The 17732-nt window shown below is 59.5% G+C and carries 12 protein-coding genes and 1 pseudogene; 10 read left to right on the top strand and 3 right to left on the bottom strand.

The window, feature by feature from the left end; genetic code table 11:
* Positions 1-1295 precede the first annotated feature (1295 nt).
* Both LMTR3_RS20535 and LMTR3_RS20530 read left to right on the top strand, forming a co-directional pair.
* Complete coding sequence (locus LMTR3_RS20535; protein ID WP_065746862.1) at positions 1296-2375, top strand: extracellular solute-binding protein; 1080 nt, start codon at positions 1296-1298, stop codon at positions 2373-2375.
* Between the two features lie 171 nt (positions 2376-2546).
* Positions 2547-3740: a M24 family metallopeptidase gene (locus LMTR3_RS20530; protein WP_065746861.1), complete on the top strand. Its 1194-nt coding sequence runs from the start codon at positions 2547-2549 to the stop codon at positions 3738-3740.
* Between the two features lie 339 nt (positions 3741-4079).
* Here LMTR3_RS20530 and LMTR3_RS40335 read toward each other — a convergent pair whose 3' ends face one another.
* Positions 4080-4475: an IS66 family transposase gene (locus LMTR3_RS40335; RefSeq protein ID WP_502686654.1), complete on the bottom strand. Its 396-nt coding sequence runs from the start codon at positions 4473-4475 to the stop codon at positions 4080-4082.
* A 351-nt stretch (positions 4476-4826) separates the two neighbouring features.
* Between LMTR3_RS40335 and LMTR3_RS36655 the strand changes: the two genes are divergently transcribed.
* The 3 genes from LMTR3_RS36655 (at position 4827) to LMTR3_RS20505 (ending at position 8219) form a co-directional block, all read left to right on the top strand.
* Positions 4827-5615 (top strand): reverse transcriptase domain-containing protein, encoded by a 789-nt coding sequence (locus LMTR3_RS36655; protein WP_245319955.1) that lies wholly within the window; start codon positions 4827-4829, stop codon positions 5613-5615.
* 826 nt (positions 5616-6441) lie between these two features.
* Positions 6442-7698 (top strand): 3-isopropylmalate dehydratase large subunit, encoded by a 1257-nt coding sequence (locus LMTR3_RS20510; protein ID WP_065746857.1) that lies wholly within the window; start codon positions 6442-6444, stop codon positions 7696-7698.
* Positions 7695-8219 (top strand): 3-isopropylmalate dehydratase small subunit, encoded by a 525-nt coding sequence (locus tag LMTR3_RS20505; RefSeq protein ID WP_065746856.1) that lies wholly within the window; start codon positions 7695-7697, stop codon positions 8217-8219. The genes LMTR3_RS20510 and LMTR3_RS20505 overlap by 4 nt, the downstream gene beginning before the upstream one ends.
* A gap of 260 nt (positions 8220-8479) precedes the next feature.
* On the opposite strand, the gene LMTR3_RS20500 is transcribed toward LMTR3_RS20505, so the two are convergent.
* Positions 8480-8728: a hypothetical protein gene (locus LMTR3_RS20500; protein WP_065746855.1), complete on the bottom strand. Its 249-nt coding sequence runs from the start codon at positions 8726-8728 to the stop codon at positions 8480-8482.
* A gap of 1349 nt (positions 8729-10077) precedes the next feature.
* Here LMTR3_RS20500 and LMTR3_RS36650 point away from each other — a divergent pair.
* The 5 genes from LMTR3_RS36650 to LMTR3_RS20485 all read left to right on the top strand — a co-directional run bounded on the left by LMTR3_RS36650 (position 10078) and on the right by LMTR3_RS20485 (position 15394).
* A complete protein-coding gene (locus LMTR3_RS36650; protein WP_141686721.1) occupies positions 10078-10278 on the top strand; it encodes an aldolase/citrate lyase family protein in 201 nt (66 codons plus the stop codon).
* 55 nt (positions 10279-10333) lie between these two features.
* Positions 10334-11233, top strand: a complete 900-nt coding sequence (locus LMTR3_RS20495) for an MBL fold metallo-hydrolase (RefSeq protein ID WP_065746854.1) — start codon at positions 10334-10336, stop codon at positions 11231-11233.
* Positions 11234-11335: 102 nt separating this feature from the next.
* Positions 11336-11869, top strand: coding sequence for a hypothetical protein (locus LMTR3_RS37820; protein WP_141686720.1), 534 nt, complete (start codon positions 11336-11338; stop codon positions 11867-11869).
* On the top strand, positions 11853-13418 hold the full coding sequence (locus LMTR3_RS20490; protein WP_065746853.1) for a 4-hydroxyphenylacetate 3-hydroxylase family protein: 1566 nt from the start codon (positions 11853-11855) through the stop codon (positions 13416-13418). Before LMTR3_RS37820 ends, LMTR3_RS20490 begins: the two co-directional genes overlap by 17 nt.
* Before the next feature lie 1193 nt (positions 13419-14611).
* Positions 14612-15394: an LLM class oxidoreductase gene (locus tag LMTR3_RS20485; protein WP_065746852.1), complete on the top strand. Its 783-nt coding sequence runs from the start codon at positions 14612-14614 to the stop codon at positions 15392-15394.
* Between the two features lie 880 nt (positions 15395-16274).
* On the opposite strand, the pseudogene LMTR3_RS20480 reads toward LMTR3_RS20485, so the two are convergent.
* Positions 16275-16490: pseudogene (locus tag LMTR3_RS20480) on the bottom strand (helix-turn-helix domain-containing protein); the annotation flags it as partial.
* Positions 16491-17732: the final 1242 nt, after the last annotated feature.

Genomic DNA, 17732 nt, shown 5'->3' with positions numbered 1-17732 from the left:
CCGGGCAACACGATGACGACGAACTTGCCTCTCTAAGTACGCTCGCTCCTGCGCACTCAGCACCAACGGCGCGATGGGCCGGCCTCTCACACCCGCATTCGTCACAAGCGCTCTCCTCTATCGAGAGGTTCGAGCTATCATACAATGTGACGAACTTGCGTTCCAGATGACTAGATTCTGTGCCTGATACTGGCCGCCTTTTGGAAGTCGTCCGAGCGGAGCGTTATCGATGGTTCTGTAGTAGTTGTTGAGCGGCCAGGAGCCGAATTCGTGTGCCTGTCGGTAGCGCACGTGCGTATGTTGCGCCTCGTACCGAGCCCGGTGGTCCCAGACAATCTGAATAGCGGTGTATAAGTCGTCGTTCTGCGATCCCGAGATCAAGCGCAGCTACGGGATGATGGCGGCGCATATAATGTGGGCGTCCTCCCAGCACGACCGCGGCGTCCGAAGGACAAGACCAAGGTCGGAGGTGGGGTGCGCTTCGCCCAGACCTATTTGCTTGGGTGGCTACGCCATCGGGCGTTCTTCTCGCTGACGCAAGCTAAAGAGGCGATCGGGCTGATGCTCGTGCGCATGAAGGCTTATGTCACGCGTCGTCTTCGGGGTAAGCCGCAAGGACCTGTTCGACAGTGTCGATCGGCCGACGCTGCGCCGCTGCCGGAGACCGATATGCACTCGCGGAATCGCGTCTTGCCTGGGTCGCACCCGATCACCACATCGAAGTGGAAGGCTTCTGCTACTCGGTCCCGCTCGCGCTCATTCGCGCTCAGGGTCGATGTGCGCATCACCGCCCGCACCATCGAGGTATTCCACCGCGCGCACACCATGTCGCCGCTCACCCGAGCCGCTACGGCGGCGGCCGCCACCGCACCGATCCGGAGCACACGCCGAGCGCGCTCCGGCGTTACGCCGGGTGGACGCCCAGCCCGCTTCGAGCGCTGGGCGCGTTCGATTGGCTCAAATACCTAAGGGCTCATCGTCGCCGTGCCGGCCAACTGGCCCATCCCTTCGACTCGGTGATCGATTTCCTCCTTGAACCTGGCCTTATAGAGCGGGACCCGGGGCACGATCGATCCTAGTGCTTTGCTCGTTGACCCCAGGGCAACGCTGGCTCGCACAAAAGCGTCGGGTTCTCAGGCTCGGCCAAAGGATTTCATCTTGTACGTCGCCACATTGCGGAAATTCCGCTTAAGCAAGTCTGTATTGTTTAGTCAGAACCTCACACCAAGTCGGCCATCAAAGTCTTTCAGGGAGTGAGGAATTCACACCTCTTACCTTAATCATCCTAGAGATCGATGCGCGTCAACGCGCTCGGTCCCATGTTGATTGCGCTCGCGCTGTGGGAGAAGGGAAGGTCGAACATGCCCGCGACGTCTGCGGCCCGCGCCGCTGAAACGATCACAGCCATTGATTGGGGCGGACATTACATCGAATCGATAAAAGCGATCGCCGCCGAACAGTCGGATGTGGACTTCAATTGGCAGCTGCACATAGGCGGCGCCATAACGATTATGTCCCGTATCAAAGAGCTGTGGCCTCACGCTGGCATAGATCTTTTGGCGGGGTGGGATGGAACCTATCCACAAATCGCCCAGGAAGGCTGGGCAGAGCCCGTCACCCTGGCGAAGGTCCCCAACCTTGTGGACGTCCCATCGCGGCTACTGGTCAGGGATAGGGCCGGCAACATCGTCAACATCCCGCGAACCATGACACAGGCCTTTTGGTTCTGCCGAGACGATATAACGCCTTTTGAGATCACCAGGCTCGATGACCTTTTGGACCCTCGGCTCAAGGGCAAGATTTGCATTCCGACGCCCACCGCCAACCTCAATATGCAGATGGTGTCCATGGCGCTCAATAGAGGCGGTGACGAGAGGCGTATGGAGCCAGCGTGGGATTTCATGAAAGAGCTCGCCCGTATCGGGAATATTGGTCGCGTTTGGGGGACCTTAGCTGAGCTCAACAACTCCATAATCTCTGGAGAAACTTGTGTCGCGTTCGAGAGCGGCGCTGTCGCCACCAATCTGGCGCGCAAATTCAAGATTCGATATCTGATTAAGCAGGACCCAAAGACCACGGGTTTCTGGACTTTTCTCTTCGATCAAGGATGGTGCGTCCTGAAGGGCAAACACACCGATGCCGCATTCAAGTTCGCCAATTTCGCCATCGGCCCTGAGAAAAACGCTGAGTTCAATCGCCTGATCGGTGGCGTTCCGGTCAATATGAAGGCGGAAGTGGCGGACGAAATGAAGCCACTCGTGTTTAGCAACGAAGAGATCGGTCAGTTCACGTACCGACCCGACTGGGCCTATCTCACCGAACACACCAGCGCTTGGATGAAGCGTTGGGGGGAAGAGATCGTCCCGCTTCTATAGCGACGCATCCGCGGCCGAGGCGTGCCAACGGGCACCGGAGGTGTCGGTCGTCGCTTTTCGCGCACCAAGAACCAGCGGGCTCATGAGCCTGCTGTCAACACCCGCCAGGCCGTCGCTCCAGCCGACCTCCGAGAACTAACTCGACGCGCATAATCACAGAGGAGCTTAAGGATGGCGCCCGTATTTCCAAAGGTGGAATATCAAGAACGTCTGACGCGGTTGCGCCAGAAGATGAACGAGCAAGGATTGTCTCTACTAGTCTTGGCTAATCCGGCGAATATCAATTATATCTCCGGGTATGATGCTATGACCTACCAAAATACCCAGGCTCTACTTGTAACGAGCGCTGACCTCGAGCCAGTTTGGGTTGGACGTGCCGTCGATCTCATTTGCGCGCAGCACACAACTTGGCTCTCCGCGGATAATGTTGTCAGCTACGCTGAGGCTTATGCCGATAACTACCCGAATCACGCGATGCAGGCAGTCGCAAGCGAGATCAAAAAGCGAGGGTGGAGCACTGGCCGGATTGGTTACGAAGGTGATGCCTTCTATTTTAGCGTGCGCGGATTTTTCACTCTTCAAAGAAATCTTCCCCGAGCTGAATTGGTTGACGTTGGTGTTCTGGTCAATTGGCTCAGGACAATCAAGTCACCGCGTGAAATCGAATTCATGCGACGTGCGGCAAAGATCGCCGACAAAGTCATGGGCGTCGCGGTTGATTCTCTTAAGCCAGGAATCCGTGAAAACGACTATGCCGCGCGAATTGTGCAAGCGCAAATCGAGGGCGACCAAGAGTTTGGCGCCAGCTATCCCACTGGCACTCCGTTCATTCAGATCGGAAAACATGCGGGTATCGTTCATGCACCATGGACAACCGACGTTATTGAAGGCGGCAGGATCACAGTCATGGAACTTGGGGGGTGCTACTTCCGCTATAATGCCGCAATTGCGCGTGCTGTCACCCTTGGTAAGCCGAGCGACCGTCTGACCCGATTGGCAAGTACCGTTCACGAGGGGCACGCAGCTGCGCTGGCGGTCATGAAGCCAAGCGTGGCATGTCACGATGTTTGGGCCGCATGGCAAGCCGTACTGGTGCCCAATGGCTTTAAGAACGCCACGCGAATTGGATATACTCTTGGTCTAAACTATCATCCCAGTTGGCGCGAATACACAGCAAGCTTGGAACGCGGAAGTAAGGATGAGCTCCGGGAGGGCATGTGTTTCCGCCTCCTCTGTGGTATGTGGACCGGTGACGGTACGATCAGGGATGATCCAAACTACAGTATTAGCGATACGGTTCTGGTTACCAAGCATGGCGCCGAGACCCTGACGAATTTTGAACGGAAGCTCTTTGTCAAGCAGTGAAGCGAGCTTCGGCGAAACAATATGATCGCAGGGATCAATACCCTGCCATCCTCGCGTGATGTGGACATAGCTGTCTGCGACAGCCACCTCAAGCCTCTCCTGCTGATATAGCTGCTACCGATTTATGCTAACTTATGACAATCCCCTCGCGCACTCATCGGGGAGCGCGGACGTCGATTGCGGAGCATTGACGAGCTGCGGAGCTCGGGCGGTAGTGCGCGATACGTGCACCGGATTTACAACCAGCCGGAAGCCATTGGGGGACTTCGCTGAGATCCCGGGTCGTAGAGGTGAGCGCGCATGAGATCGCCTGGGCGAGCGAGCTCTTGCCGCTGATCCTCACCAGCGTCTGGTCCAGAACGGCGAGTTCGGCGAGCTGCGGACGCTACGGGCCTGGTCCGCCGCCAGCCGTGTCGCGGGGCTACGGCCGCGGATCTCGGCCTCGATCTCGAAGAGCCCGCCCATTCGCGCGAGGATCTCCTGGGCGGTGGCCGAGCCGGCGGCGGCATGCACCTCGTAGACCTTTCGCCGCGCGTGCGCCCAGCTTGCGTCAGGATAAGCCCTGGAAAGGAAGAATGTAGTCTGAAAGCTTTCAACGTGACCAAGAGGGTTCGACGCCCTCCCGTCAAAGGCGGAGCCCGCCAGCCGGAAGCGAGTCTTGCATGGGCGGCGGCAACCTCGCTCGTGAAGCGTAGATAGCGGGTACCGAAGCCCTGTGGCAAGACTCGAAATCATGGTCGTGCTGAAGCCTTCGCGTGTTGGGACCGGGGGCAGCATCGCCTCGACCGTGAATGGATGCTCGAAGCCTATCGCCTGACGCGCAAGGATGGAGCGCCCGGCGTCGACGGCATGATGGTCGCTGGGTTGTGGACGTCAATATCTCGAAATACTTCGACACCATCGACCACGCGCACCTGCGCCGATTCCTCGACCAGCGAGTCACGGACGGCGCCGTCCGGAGGATGATTGATAATGGCTGAAGGCGGGATGCTCGAAAAGGCGTCCTGCGCCGCAGGACTGGCGGAACGCCCCAAGGCGGCGTGATCTCGCCACTGCTCGCAAACATCTATCTGCACTACGTGCTGGATGAATGGTTCGAGCAGGTGGCGACCGCGGCTCAAGGGACGGTGCCAACTGGTCCGATATGCTGATGACGCGGTGATCGCCTTCGAGGACCATCTGTCCGGCAAGCGATTGCTGAATGTGCTGGGCAAGCGGCTTGGTCGGTATGGGCTTCAACTCCATCCGACCAAGACCCGCTTCGTAGACTTCCGGTTCAAACGCCCCGGTGGGCGTCATGCCGCGACGACGGGGACCACATTCAACTTCCTTGCCTTCACCCATGTGTTGGGGCCATCGAGGAAGGGTAAGAATGTCGTCCGACAGATAACGGCGAAAGACCGTTACGCCCGCGCGCTCGCTTCCGTGACGGAATGGTGTCGGCTCAACCTGCATCGTCCGTTCCGGGAGCAGCACGCGCACTTGTCGCGGGTGATCCGGGTGCACTGCGCCTACTACGCATCTCCGGCAACGGCCGACGGATCAGATGGTCTGACCACCAGATCACGCGGATATGGAAGAAATGGCTCGCGCGGCGTGGCCGCCACAGCAATCTGCCGTGGTCGCGCTTCCGGGCCATGCTCTCGCGACACCCGCTGCCGACAGCCAAGATCGTCCACCAATATGCCGTCCCGTGAGCGAAGCTTACGCGTGAAGAACCGGATGCGGGTAATCCGCTCGTCCGGGTCTGTGAGGGGCGGGGAAGGCAACATCCTCGCCTACTCGGCAGGCCACCTCCATCAGCCGCGGGATGGCCGTCTTCGGATCGGGCGCATAGAGGCCCGCAAAGCCAGCATAGCATGCTGGCAGCCCTAGTGATGCTCAACGCATCGCTGCCCGAGCCACGCCGGCTTGAGCTCCTTGAAGGGCGGAGCGGGAGCTCCGGGGCAAGCCCGCAGCGCCGCCGGATCGACGCCGCCCTGACATCCGGCCCACAGAGATCCGCTATCCGACAGAAGTTCTCTATCTAGACGGCTACGGGCTCGCCGGCCCCCGAGTACCATCCGGCGGCGCGGGGGGCGGCGGAGGCCGAGGCCCTGGCCGGCGATGTGACGATTGTGCGCCGCCACTGCGAGTCCTGCAGGACACCAGCCGGCACTTCACGGCGCCGGGCGTCCGTCCGCGGTTCAGCTACGGGGCAAGCAATGACGACCGGGTGTTCGCCCTGTTGGCGGCGGGGCTCGGCCTTACGGTGATGCCCGACAACTATCGCGGCCCAGACGCCGCGCGCGTCAAGCTGGCGGGCTTCGACGCGCAGCGGGACATCGGGGTGATGTTCGCCGACACAGCCACCCGCCACGGTATCTGGCCTCGCGAATCGCAAACGTCTGCACCTTGCCGGGAGTGGGCCGCCTCATGGACTGCGCCTTTGAGCCGTGGTTCACGCGCGGGTCTGCGATCCTCCTTCAGTTCGAGCTTTTACGGGAGCTTGAGGCTCAGGGTAGGTGGAGATCGACGAGGTAGCCTGGTCGCGTTTTCGGGCATCTAGGGCAAGGCTGCTATCCGCACGAATAGCATCGACACCTGCGCCAAGGTGGGACAAAGTGCAGAATTTCTGCAAACCCTTACCTGCTTTTCCTAATTTGAACCTCAATTATCTCTTACATTTCGACGTTTACAAGCGCCCGCGAGGAGCAAAGACATGTCCAAGACGATGACGGAGAAGCTTCTCGCAAAAGCTTCCGGAAAAGACGCGGTTTCGGTCGGGGATGTAGTTACAGCGAGGATCGATGTCGTCTCGATGAGCGACGGATTCATCGACGATTGGCTGATTGAGAACAATCTCAAGGCGTGGGATCCAAGGAGGGTGGTCTTCTCGTTCGACCATTTCACCGCTGCGGAGCTCAAATGGTGGGGCGATGTGGCGCGATCGAGGGAGTTTGCGCAGAAGCTAGGAGTACCGAAAGAGAACGTCTACGACGTCGGCAGACATGGCCTATCGCACCAAGTACCGGCCGAGGAGGGGTGGGTTCTGCCGGGCACGTTTTATGTTGCTGGGGACACACAAGGCGCCACGATGGGTGCGCTGAACTGCTTCGCGATCGCAGGACTCTTCTCGACGTTCCCGGCAATCGCAACAGGCGAGATGTGGATGGTCGTGCCAGAGTCTATCCGAATAACTCTCACGGGAGAGATGCCCAAAGGGATCCTCGGAAAGGATATCTATTTCCGGCTGCTTCAAGACCTTCATGGCCGAGCTGATAGTCGCGTGCTGGAGTTCGGTGGGCCCGGATTGCAGTCACTGCCTATTGACGTGCGCATGGGTGTGGCAAACGGTTCGAATCACATCGGGGCTATGACCTCGCTATTCGAACCTGACCAGAGGCTTCTCGATTACTTGAAGCCTAGGGCAAGGGGGCCATTCGAACCGGTGACCGCGGACCGAGATGCCAAGTACGTCGCCTCCTACGCATACGACTTGTCCACGTTCGAGCCATTGGTTTCTGGGCCTGGGGACATTTCGAAGATTCAGCCCCTCAGTGAGGTGAGAGGCACAACGGTTCAGGCAGCGTATATGGGGTCGTGCTCAAGTGGAAGGATGGAGGATCTCAAGCTCGCGGCGGAGGTTCTGGACGGGCGGAAGATTACGCCTGATGTACGGCTTGTCGTGACACCGATTTCATCGAATGTACTACGGGACGCCGCCGAGAACGGCGTGCTGCAAACACTCCTGCGCGCTGGCGCGACGGTGACATCACCGGGGTGCGGAGCGTGCACTTGGGGCAATCAGTCGCCGCTACGGCTCGCCGATGGGGAGACATGCATCACTGCTTCCGTCGAGAACTATTCCGGGCGGATGGGAAGCGACAAGGCGAAGATCTATGCCGCGAACGCAGCAGTGGTAGCAGCATCGGCGCTTACGGGAGAGATCACTGACCCAAGGGGCTATTTCAGATGAACACCCTGACGCTCAAAGGCAAGGTTTGGAAATATGGCGACAACCTCAGCGTCTATTACTTCTTCCCCCCGATCTACGAGATGCTGGGTATCGCCGAACAGCCGGAAGAACTCGCCAAGCATTTTCTTGAAGAGGTCGATCCGCATCTGGTCCGGCAAGTTGAGGGTGGCGATGTGCTCGTGGCGGGAAAGGGCTTCGGGCAAGGCAAACATCACTTCTACTACATCAGTGCGTTCCAGGAACTGGGGTTCGGTGGCTTTGTGGCCGAGAGTTTTCACCCGCAGTTCCAGCGCGAGTGCATCGACCGAGGGATTCCAGCCATCGCGTACCCGGACCTTCCATCGAAGGTGGAGTCGGGCGATCTTCTGGAGCTGAACCTCAGGACGGGAAAGGGGAACGTCCTGAACCGGTCGGTGGCGATTAGCCTGGTGCCCGCACCGCAAGTCTTACTTTCGATTTTGGCGGCGGGAGGTTTGAAACCTTACACCTTACAGAAGCTCGCTAGCGAAAGCAGAAACTAGCCCGGTCCGGAGACTGCGCTCCGGGCCGGTGACGCCTTCGAGGCAGTCATTCTCTGAATGGACCGTTGGTGATCATGGTCTGCCGGTGACCAATTATCCAGGAGCGGCGCGGCCGAGCCGAGCCCGTTCCGCGCCGCACATCCGGCGACGGGGAGTGGGCATGCGTACCCTTCCGCACCTGATGAAGCCACGAGGAAGGGCCGGGTGGCGTCCAAGGTTCGGTGTAAATCGCCACGGACGCTCGGCCCTCCTCGCACATCTCAGGTGGCGATCACCTCTTCGGCCGCATCCCGACGTCTCATGTCCTGTACTGGCCCGATGACCTTTACCCTGCGGCGCGGTTCGCCGAAGGTCCGCTCGATCAGATCGGTGTGGCGGATGCGCTCGCGGTGCTCCACGGAGAAGCGCAGGTAGGTCGTCAGCTTTTTTCTCTTGCTAACGCACTTGGTCGCGGGGGTGGGGAGCTTTTTGTCCGCTACAGCCACCACAATGATGTCATGCGCGCTCACCTCTGTGCGAATGGCTTGGCTAACAAGCGCGGCTTCTCACACCACTCGTCGACGCGGTGGGCCGCCACGTGCTGCAAGCGGGCAAGGTCCGCGGCGACGACAGTGTGCTGCAGAAGCACACAGAAAGGAGGATCGAGATGATCTGAAAATCTGTGTGCACAAGCTGTGGCAGGGATGGCCCCTCGGGATCGACTTTCAGGAGTAGGTCTCAAATCACTTTAAGCGGCTTCGCCTAAGAGGCGCGGTCGTGAGCGTTGAAGCTAACGGTCGGGAATACCCGAACGGATAGGCGTCCAAGAGACGAATGAAAATGAACCCGCCGATGAACCGTCGTAACGTGGAAATCGTCGTCAAAACCAAAGGTGTGTCGTACCTCTGGGATGAGCCCGCCGGAAGCCTGATGATCGGGCGACCGGTGTTGAGGGGGCGTGAATCGGATGCAGGCGCTGCCGCGGAACTGCAGGAAACAGTCGCTCCGATGGAAGGGGAGAGCACAAGCGGAGAAGACCGCGAGGCGAGATTATCGACGCGGAGCACTGGGACGGACCGATTCGTATTAGCGACGAAGGCTCGTAATGGGGCCAGAGCGAAGGGATCGGATCAGGCGGGCTGGCCATCGTCGCAACTGACAACAGGAGGATGACGGTGAACCAGCCGAGCAAACCGTTCAACATCGACTAGAGAGAGGTGTACGAAGCATATCTGCAGGTACGATCCAATGGTGGATCAGACGCTGTCGACGAAATCGGCGCTGGCCGCCGCCATCGGCTGCACGCTGGCCAACTGGCGCGCAGTCACGCAAACTAGTGGGACTTGAAGGATAGTGCCAGCGTCACGTTGGCCGTTTCCTCCATCGGCAGCGTGATGGAAGGCCCGACGCTGATCCCGTCTTCATCATACCAGTGACTTGGCGCCGCGTTCATTGTCGCGCCCGAGACGCTGGCCTACACTCGTGTTCTCCCGTCGCACCAGGCGGCTGCCCATTGGTAATCGGAAGTCCATTTCGCAAGAAAGGCAGCGATCCCGATCCCGGCATTCGCATGAAGGTTACGCACGAACGACGACAACGCGATTGAAGCGGTGGTGGGGCGGCCATGCAGTGAAGCTCGATGGACGGGAGTCTCGCTAAAGCCCGTTACTCAGGAACAACCGCTCCAGTCCTCCAACTGTGCTCGACGAAAACAGAGCTTTGTGACGGGTTTTTCGCAGGTTTCCGGCAACCTTGCTCTGATCGTTGCAGCCTCTCCGCGCCACGTCCCTGTACTTTGGGGCTTTGTGCAAGATAGCGAAAGATCGTGCGAGTCGTGGACCATCGGCCTCGTGCGAGCTAAGAGTTGAAGGAGACTCGCTTGCCTGAGACCTTTCGAGATGCAAAGTGCTGTCGCTCGATGCTGTATATCCCGGGAAACAAGCTCGACTGGACGCTAGTGGCGCCAAAATATGGAGCAGGTGCTCCGGTCTTCGATCTCGAAGACGCTGTGGCGGTTTCTGAAAAGGCTGGAGCTCGCAAGGCGATAGCTGCAGCTATCAAGGAGCTGCGCTGTGAATAGATCGCTCCTCTACGAGCAAAAAGGCGCGGCTGTTTAACTGCTGAGGAATTCGAGCATGAAGACACAGGTTTTCGGGGACATCCGCGTCGACTCAATCGCCGAATTTGATAATTGGGCGATTGAGCCGCATTGGCTGCTGGTAGGCGCGACAGCCGAGGGCGTTGCCGAACATGAACACTGGCTGGGTCCGCGTCTCGTGGAAGCAGGAACGGGAAAGCTGATCGTCCGCTCACATGCGTATCTCATACGTACGCGACACCACACGATCCTGTTCGACACCTGCTGCGGAAATGATAAGGAGCGTCCTGATTGCCCTCAGTGGCATCGACTGCAGACGCCTTTTCTTCAGAATCTTGCGCGAGCAGGTGTCCTGCCGGAGCAAATCGACTTTGTCATGTGTTCGCATTTGCACGCAGACCATATCGGCTGGAACACGCGGCTGCACAACGGCGAATGGGTGCCCACTTTCCCCAACGCACGTTACCTGATTAGCAAAGGCGAATTCGACTGGTGGAGCGAAGCGATCGACACGGGTCGCGTGCTGTCGCACAGGAAGCAGCCATTCGACGACAGCGTATTGCCTGTGGTGAAGCACGGCTTGGCGACGTTCGTGGACGATGACTATGCCATCGAGAACGAAATGCCGGACGAGGTACGATACCTGCCCCTGAGCGGTCACACCAAACACCACTGCGGCCTCTATCTTCGCTCGCGATCGCAGGATGCGATCTTCGCGGGTGACGCCATCCACCATCCTATCCAGTTCGCGCGGCCGGATTGGGTGAACGGGTTGAACTGCTATGACCGCGCTGCGGCCATCCAGGTGATACACAAGCTAATTGCCCGCTGCATTGACACGCCGACGAAGCTGTTGACAGCCCATTTTCCCGCGCCCACGGCGGGGTGTGTGGTGAGTGACGCCGGTCAAACTCGGTTTCGATTCGACGATGACTGAAGAGAGTGTCCGCGTGAAGAGAAGACACGCCATTGCCGGCTCATATTCCATCCTATCTCGAAGATTGAGCTATCGAACCTATCGTCACAGCGCTCAAGCAAGATGAACCTTCATTTCGCCGTAAGCGACAGGATTGTTCGTAGCTTCCCAAAGCGCTATTTCGATACGCCGACGCTCTGCTGGACGACCGAATTCCCCTCGCCGTCGGTCGGCCGCTCGTCGCGGTTGGGCGGTGGTTATCGAATGAACAACGAATCGTCCCGTAAAGTCTTTATCACGGCGGGTACGCCAAATGCGCCAATTTGGTGTCACAGTGCTAGTGGCGCTGCAGAACGTGCTAGCTGGCACGGCGTCTGCAGCCCAGTGATGATCGGCGTTGTGTTCATGGCCTGCTCTGGCATTCCGCCGCGGAATCTTGGGCGAGCTGGGCGCCGCGACCGCCTGCTTGCGCTTTCGCTTGCGTACGGAAGTGAGATGAAAGGGTTGATTTCGACACTTTCAACAAGCTTCAGATCTGTCGGGCGAAACCGCATGGTGATTGGCGAAGTTAACGGTATCAGCCGCAAATTTGCGCAGGTCCCTGCCAGCACCCTGAACTCGAGAAGAAAGCGACCGCACGATGGCCACTACAACTAACGTCCGCGCAGCAGGCGACGCAAAGCCGATTCAATCTGGCGTCGACTACATCGAGAGCTTGCGCGGGCGAAAACTGCGCGTATTCCTTTCGGGCGAACTCGTCGACGAACCTGTGGAGCATCCCATCATCCGGCCGTCGATCAATGCCGTCGCCGAGACCTTCGATCTAGCCGCACGCGATCCTGAAATCGCAACCGCGTTCTCACCCTACACAGGCTCGCGCGTCAACCGTTTCCTCCACATTGCGATGAGCCGTAACGACCTCGTCATGCAGAACAAGATGCAGCGAAGGCTTGGTCAACTCACTGGTACCTGCTTCCAGCGTTGCGTTGGCATGGATGCGAGCAACATGCTCCACTCGGTCACCTTCGAGATGGATGCACAGGCTGGCACGACCTATCACCAACGATTCCTTGACTTCTTTACCATGGTACAGGGAGCCAACCTCGTCATCGCCGGAGCGATGACAGATGTGAAGGGCGACCGCAGCAAGTCGCCATCCGAACAGGACGACCCCGACCTCTTCGTGCACGTAACGCGGCGTACCAAGGAAGGTCTATTCATCAGCGGCGCAAAGGCGCACCAAACCGGATGCTTGAATTCGCATTGGCTGATTGTCATGCCTACTATGCGGCTCGGCCCTGCGGATCGCGATTATGCAATTGCTGCAGCGATACCCGTCGAGGCGCCCGGTATCACGTACATCTACGGCCGGCAGTCATGCGACACCCGCAGTGCGGAGTCCGGCGGGGTTGATGCCGGCAACGCAGCGTATGCTGGCCAGGAGGCAATGATCGTATTTGACAATGTGTTCGTCCCGTGGGCGCGCGTGTTTATGGACGGCGAGGTTGAGTTTGCCGCTCCTATGGTGGAGCGTTTCGCTTGCTATCATCGGCGCAGCTATGTTTGCAAGACTGGGGTCGGCGATGTGCTCATAGGAGCTGCGGCTGTAGTAGCCGACTACAACGGCGTCGAGAACGCGTCGCACGTCAAGGACAAACTCGTCGAGATGACACACCTCAATGAGACCATTTACGGTATCGGGATCGCGGCCAGCCACCAAGGCTCCCGGATGAAATCGGGGGTATTTATCCCCGATGAGATGCTTGCAAACGTGTGCAAGCATCACGTGACGAGAATACCGTACGAGATTGGACGTCTTGCGCAGGATCTGGCCGGCGGCTTGATGGTGACGCTACCCTCAGCGCAAGACCTCGACCACGCCGAGGTCGGCCCACTCATTCGCAAATATCTCAAAGGCCGCAAGGATATTCCGACGGAAGATCGTATCCGCGTCCTGCGGCTCATCGAGAACATGACGTTGGGCCGCAATGCGGTCGGCTATCTCACAGAATCGATGCACGGTGCCGGCTCCCCACAGGCACAACGCATCCAGATTGCACGTGCAATGCAACTCGATTTCAAGAAGCAGCTGGCGCGTACGCTTGCGGGTACCGAGCCCAGCATCCGGGCAGTGATCGAGACGAGCATTTCATCGTACTTCGCGCGGGTATTTGAAACTATTGGTGCGCTTCGTGATTGTGATTGATTTTTTAGGGCGTCGGACCATTGCGCGTCCCGCGCTCCCGCTACATGAACCCGGGAAAGCATCGGTCCGCTCAGCGATGATGCCTTCGTCAGCTTGCTCGCCGTGGCCGCCTGACCAGATCCCCGCGTAGCCGGAGATCGGGGTGATCACACCGCCGAAGTTACACCATGGCTTGGGCACGATCGTAATTCAGGGCATTCATTCCGTCGGCCGCGAGCTTCGGCGCGACGGCGGCGCGGGGTTCCTTACGATGCCATCGCCAGGTCGATGCAACGCTTGAGCGCGCACGAGCATAACTGAATCTGGCACGCGGACATCACGGCTGTTTCGATCGCCTGGGCTACGCTCGCTGGCGCGGCGGACGTCCTCGTGAAAGAAGTTGACGATCCCGAGGCTCGCCGTCTCGATACTCCTGTTCGCGGTGAGGCACGGTGTGGCCGCCTGTCTATGGCTCGAACAGGCGATCTGCTGCGAGTCTAGCTCGGAGCGCCGCTTGAAGCGTCACAGCCGGAAGGACGAGATCATACCGCTGATCAGGAGCAACACACCGCACTTGAATGGGAACAGCTGATGTTTCGAAGGGTACCTTGCGCGGTCCGAAAGCTTAAGGACATGTCGACGCCCTCAAGTCGTCGCGGAGGGGCTCGTCGTCGCGCGCGACCGCCCGCGTGTCGGCAAGTAAAGAAACATGAGCAACGCCGTCCAGATGGGGGAGACAGCCGACAACGCTCGCTCCAATGCTCGCGGAGCATACGGACGAGGTGCTCGCATAATTTGAATTTGGCGACGAGATCGCTGCGCTTCGGGGCTGCTGGAGCGGCAGCTTAGGCGCGTGTCCATTTAGGTGGAGACACACGAGCCAGGCGCGCGGGGGCAGGATCTTCGAACACACGCGGTCGGGAAATAGATGTCTGACATAAACGCCATAGTCGGCGACGTTCGCGTCACGCGCGGCGAAGAGATGATATCCAGCCTCGTCGCAGTGGATTTCAAATGCGCGCGCTCCCATACACAGAGCGCGCCAAGGTCGGGACACGCTGACGGGCGTGCTCCGTTAGGAATGCGCCGATGGCCTGAAACGGCCCGGGCCTTGACCCGCGCCCACGGGTGCAAATCGCCAAGGCGTGTTGCAGTAAGCCATCGTCCAACCTTCCGTAATCTACGCAGTCGTCAACCACCGCACCACCGGCTTCTTGGCCCGGCCCGATCGCATCCACCCGATCGACTACGAGGGGCGCTACTACAAGGCCCAGGGCCAGCTGTTCATGCGCCGGGCGTCCCAGGGCCGACCGGTGATCGTCCAGGCCGGGCAGTCCCCGGTGGGCCGGGACTTCGCCGCGCGCAACGCGGAGGTGGTGTTCACCGCCCAAACTGATACCGAAGCGGCCCCCGGCGTTCCGTCGCGATCTCAGGGCCCGCGCGGCAGCAGCGGGGCGCAGCCCGGACAGCATCAAGGTCCTGCCAGGCTTGAATCGATCGTGGCTGATACTGCCGAGCAGGCGCGGGCGTTCGAGAACCAGCTCAACGAGTGGATGCCCCTGAACATTGGCATCGAGCGCATGCAGGAGATCCTGCAGGCGGAGCTGGAGAACCTCGATCCCGATCAGCCGATTCCGGCGGAGCGGCTCGTCTCACCTGGCTATGCCAGCTTCGAGAACACTATGCCGCCAGCCAGTGTCAGTCGCTATCGCAACTTCTATGACACGGCGGTCAAGGACAAGATGACGCTGCGTGAGATGGCCGCGCGCGGCGATCGAGACAACGGTCACCACGCTCCGATCGGGTCGTTCAACCAAGTCGCCTACCTGATGCAGGAGTGGTACGAGGCCGAGGCTTGCGACACTCGTCGTCACGCCCACCGCGGTGCCCGAGGCCTTCGACGCGGTCTGCCAGCTGCTGATCCCAGAGCTGCAGCGCCGCGGCCTCGCGCGCACCGAGTACGAGGGCACCATCTTGCGCGACCATTTCGGGCTTGAGCGGCCGCTGTCGCCGGCACGGCAGTCGGAGGCCGGCTCGGCTGTGAGCTGAGACGCGCCGGGCGCACCGACGACGGCGTGGTGCTGATCGTCATGACCCCGCGATGGATCGGCGCAACGGGCCTATGAACCTGGTGATGTTCTTCGGCCCAATGGAGAGGATGGCCTTGGTCTGGCGCAGTCTGACGAGCCGGTGAGGAGCTGTGGTGTCGAGATCCCGTCGTTGGTTTAGGGAGCTAGGCGGCGAAATTCGACGCGATGTTGCTCGCGAGTCCTCTTCATCCTGATGGGAGCACAGGTGGGAAGTGATCGGTGACGGCATTCGCATCCGTCGCAGGGTGGCGGTCGCGCAACTTACCTACGCTCCGCCCGCCATGGCGGCCGCCGGCAGCGACGACCCCGCCCTTGACACTCGGCGACCACCAGCGTGCAACCTCATCCGGTGTCCTCCTTGAGTGAAGTGGTTGGCAGCCTCAGCGCTCAATTATGATCTTGAGCACAACTTCGGGGGAATGGCCCCCACCTGAGCTTGGGGCGCCTGACCATCGACGCCATCAGCGAATACCGTGCCAGCGTCGCCCTCGCTGAGACGGTCCGATTGCGCGGGTAGCCGCAGAGGCTGACACGAACTCTTGTCCCGAACGTCGCGCGGAGCTCCAACAAATCCATCAACACGCGGAGACCGTGCACGGGCGCGTCAGCTTGTCTTAAACAACCTGATCAATCGGCTCGGCTACATTCCGAAGGTCCCAGCCGAATAATCGACACGGCAGCTCGCGGACATCACGAATTACCGCATGCCGTGCTGCGCATCGTGGTCTCCGCCTTGTCTGGCTTGGGGCGGTTACCCAACGTGAGAGTGAGCGCTGCCCGCGGGCGCTCACACTGGACAGGCGATGCGGACGGCCTGCTGGAGATTGCTGGCGCCGAGTTTGTCGCGCGCATTATCCAGATAGAACTGGACTGTTCCCGGCTTGATCCCAAGCAAGTCCGCGATCACATTCATCGACTTGCCGTGTGACGACCAGCTGAGCGAGGTCGCTTCCTGCGTCGACAGCGTCACATCCCCTGTTTTGAAGGACGACCCAGACACCAGGCATGCTGCGCTTGGCGGTCGTCACGACAGGGTGGTAATTGCTCGTCCAATAGAAATCTCATCGTCTTATTCCAAGCGCCAGCGTGGTGCCGACCTTGCTCGTCGGACGAGCATCACGATGCGCTCATTCTTCTGAAGCGATGACTAACTTCGAGTGACCCGGAATTCAACCTCCCTTACCTATTAATCCTCTTCACCCGATGGTGTCCTGCGCGCGCCCCCACGCGTTCTCATCCGGCCGCAGGCCAAACTCGCGTTCCTCAAGACTGGATTGAATTTCTATCGCGGTGGCGAACGCCGATTCTACATTTGCTTTCGCGCGCACAGGCTTAGTTGACTCTTGATGCCATCGATGGGGGCATTCTCTTTTCCGAGGTCGCGTAGCGCCCCATGACGATGTCCGGGGCGGGCGCCTCAACGTATGCAGTGGAGTGCCCACGAGCTGCGACCAGCCGATTGACCGAGGTCACCACAACCATCCTGCCAGTGGGACCTCGCCGGCCGGTCGAGACCGGGCCAGAAACTTCTAAGACGGGATCACATCTCGTTCGGCTGCTCCCGTCGAAGGAGGTACCGTTGATCCAGATGCAGTGCAGAACAACGGCGATTTTGCGCGGAATGGCGACCTTTGCATTCCTTATGCCAATCCGCTTGGCGGACTTCACTCGGCAGGCTTTGAGGAAGAACTATTTGCTCCTTCGATAAAGCAGAACGGTGCCGCGAAGAGGTAGGTTCTGAGGAGCCCGTCGCTCAGCGTGACGTCAGCATTGAGGCCAGTTTCGTCGGACTGGGTGCGCCGAGATGTGCGGAATTTCTGCAAGCTCTCCACTGTTTTCGCGACCTTGAGCTTCAGCTGTCTCTTACAAAGGCGCGATGTGGCCGGTGGTTTAGTTCAATCCCAAGAGTCCACACGACCCAGTGCTTTGCTCATGTGACCCCAGACGCGACGCTTGATCGCGCAAAAGCTTCGCACTCTCCACCTCAGGAGAAGAATTTCGTCCTTGTGAGGCGGGCATTGCGGAAATTCGGCTACGGTATCGCCTATTGTTTCGGCGGAACTCAAGGAAGCGGTGGGTTCATAATCAATTTGGAGATCTACATGAAAAGGCCCATGCTCAGCGGGAAGATCGAGGAGGTCATCTACGCGCAACTCGAGCGAGGTGAAGACCTTCTTCGAGCCCTTTGGGACATCTGCAAACAAAACGATGTCAAGACAGGGGTCCTTCTGGACGCGACCGGCTC

The organism is Bradyrhizobium sp. LMTR 3, assembly GCF_001693485.1.
Taxonomy (GTDB): domain Bacteria; phylum Pseudomonadota; class Alphaproteobacteria; order Rhizobiales; family Xanthobacteraceae; genus Bradyrhizobium.
This window is presented reverse-complemented; position numbering and strand designations above follow the sequence as displayed.

What these genes read in the sequence shown, in the direction of transcription:
- LMTR3_RS37820 (WP_141686720.1), top strand. Translation starts at nt 11,336, where the DNA reads ATGAACCTTCATTTCGCCGTAAGCGACAGGATTGTTCGTAGCTTCCCA.
- LMTR3_RS20490 (WP_065746853.1), top strand. Translation starts at nt 11,853, where the DNA reads ATGGCCACTACAACTAACGTCCGCGCAGCAGGCGACGCAAAGCCGATT.
- LMTR3_RS20530 (WP_065746861.1), top strand. Translation starts at nt 2,547, where the DNA reads ATGGCGCCCGTATTTCCAAAGGTGGAATATCAAGAACGTCTGACGCGG.
- LMTR3_RS20495 (WP_065746854.1), top strand. Translation starts at nt 10,334, where the DNA reads ATGAAGACACAGGTTTTCGGGGACATCCGCGTCGACTCAATCGCCGAA.
- LMTR3_RS20510 (WP_065746857.1), top strand. Translation starts at nt 6,442, where the DNA reads ATGTCCAAGACGATGACGGAGAAGCTTCTCGCAAAAGCTTCCGGAAAA.
- LMTR3_RS40335 (WP_502686654.1), bottom strand. Translation starts at nt 4,475, where the DNA reads ATGATTTCGAGTCTTGCCACAGGGCTTCGGTACCCGCTATCTACGCTT.
- LMTR3_RS36655 (WP_245319955.1), top strand. Translation starts at nt 4,827, where the DNA reads ATGAATGGTTCGAGCAGGTGGCGACCGCGGCTCAAGGGACGGTGCCAA.
- LMTR3_RS20505 (WP_065746856.1), top strand. Translation starts at nt 7,695, where the DNA reads ATGAACACCCTGACGCTCAAAGGCAAGGTTTGGAAATATGGCGACAAC.
- LMTR3_RS20535 (WP_065746862.1), top strand. Translation starts at nt 1,296, where the DNA reads ATGCGCGTCAACGCGCTCGGTCCCATGTTGATTGCGCTCGCGCTGTGG.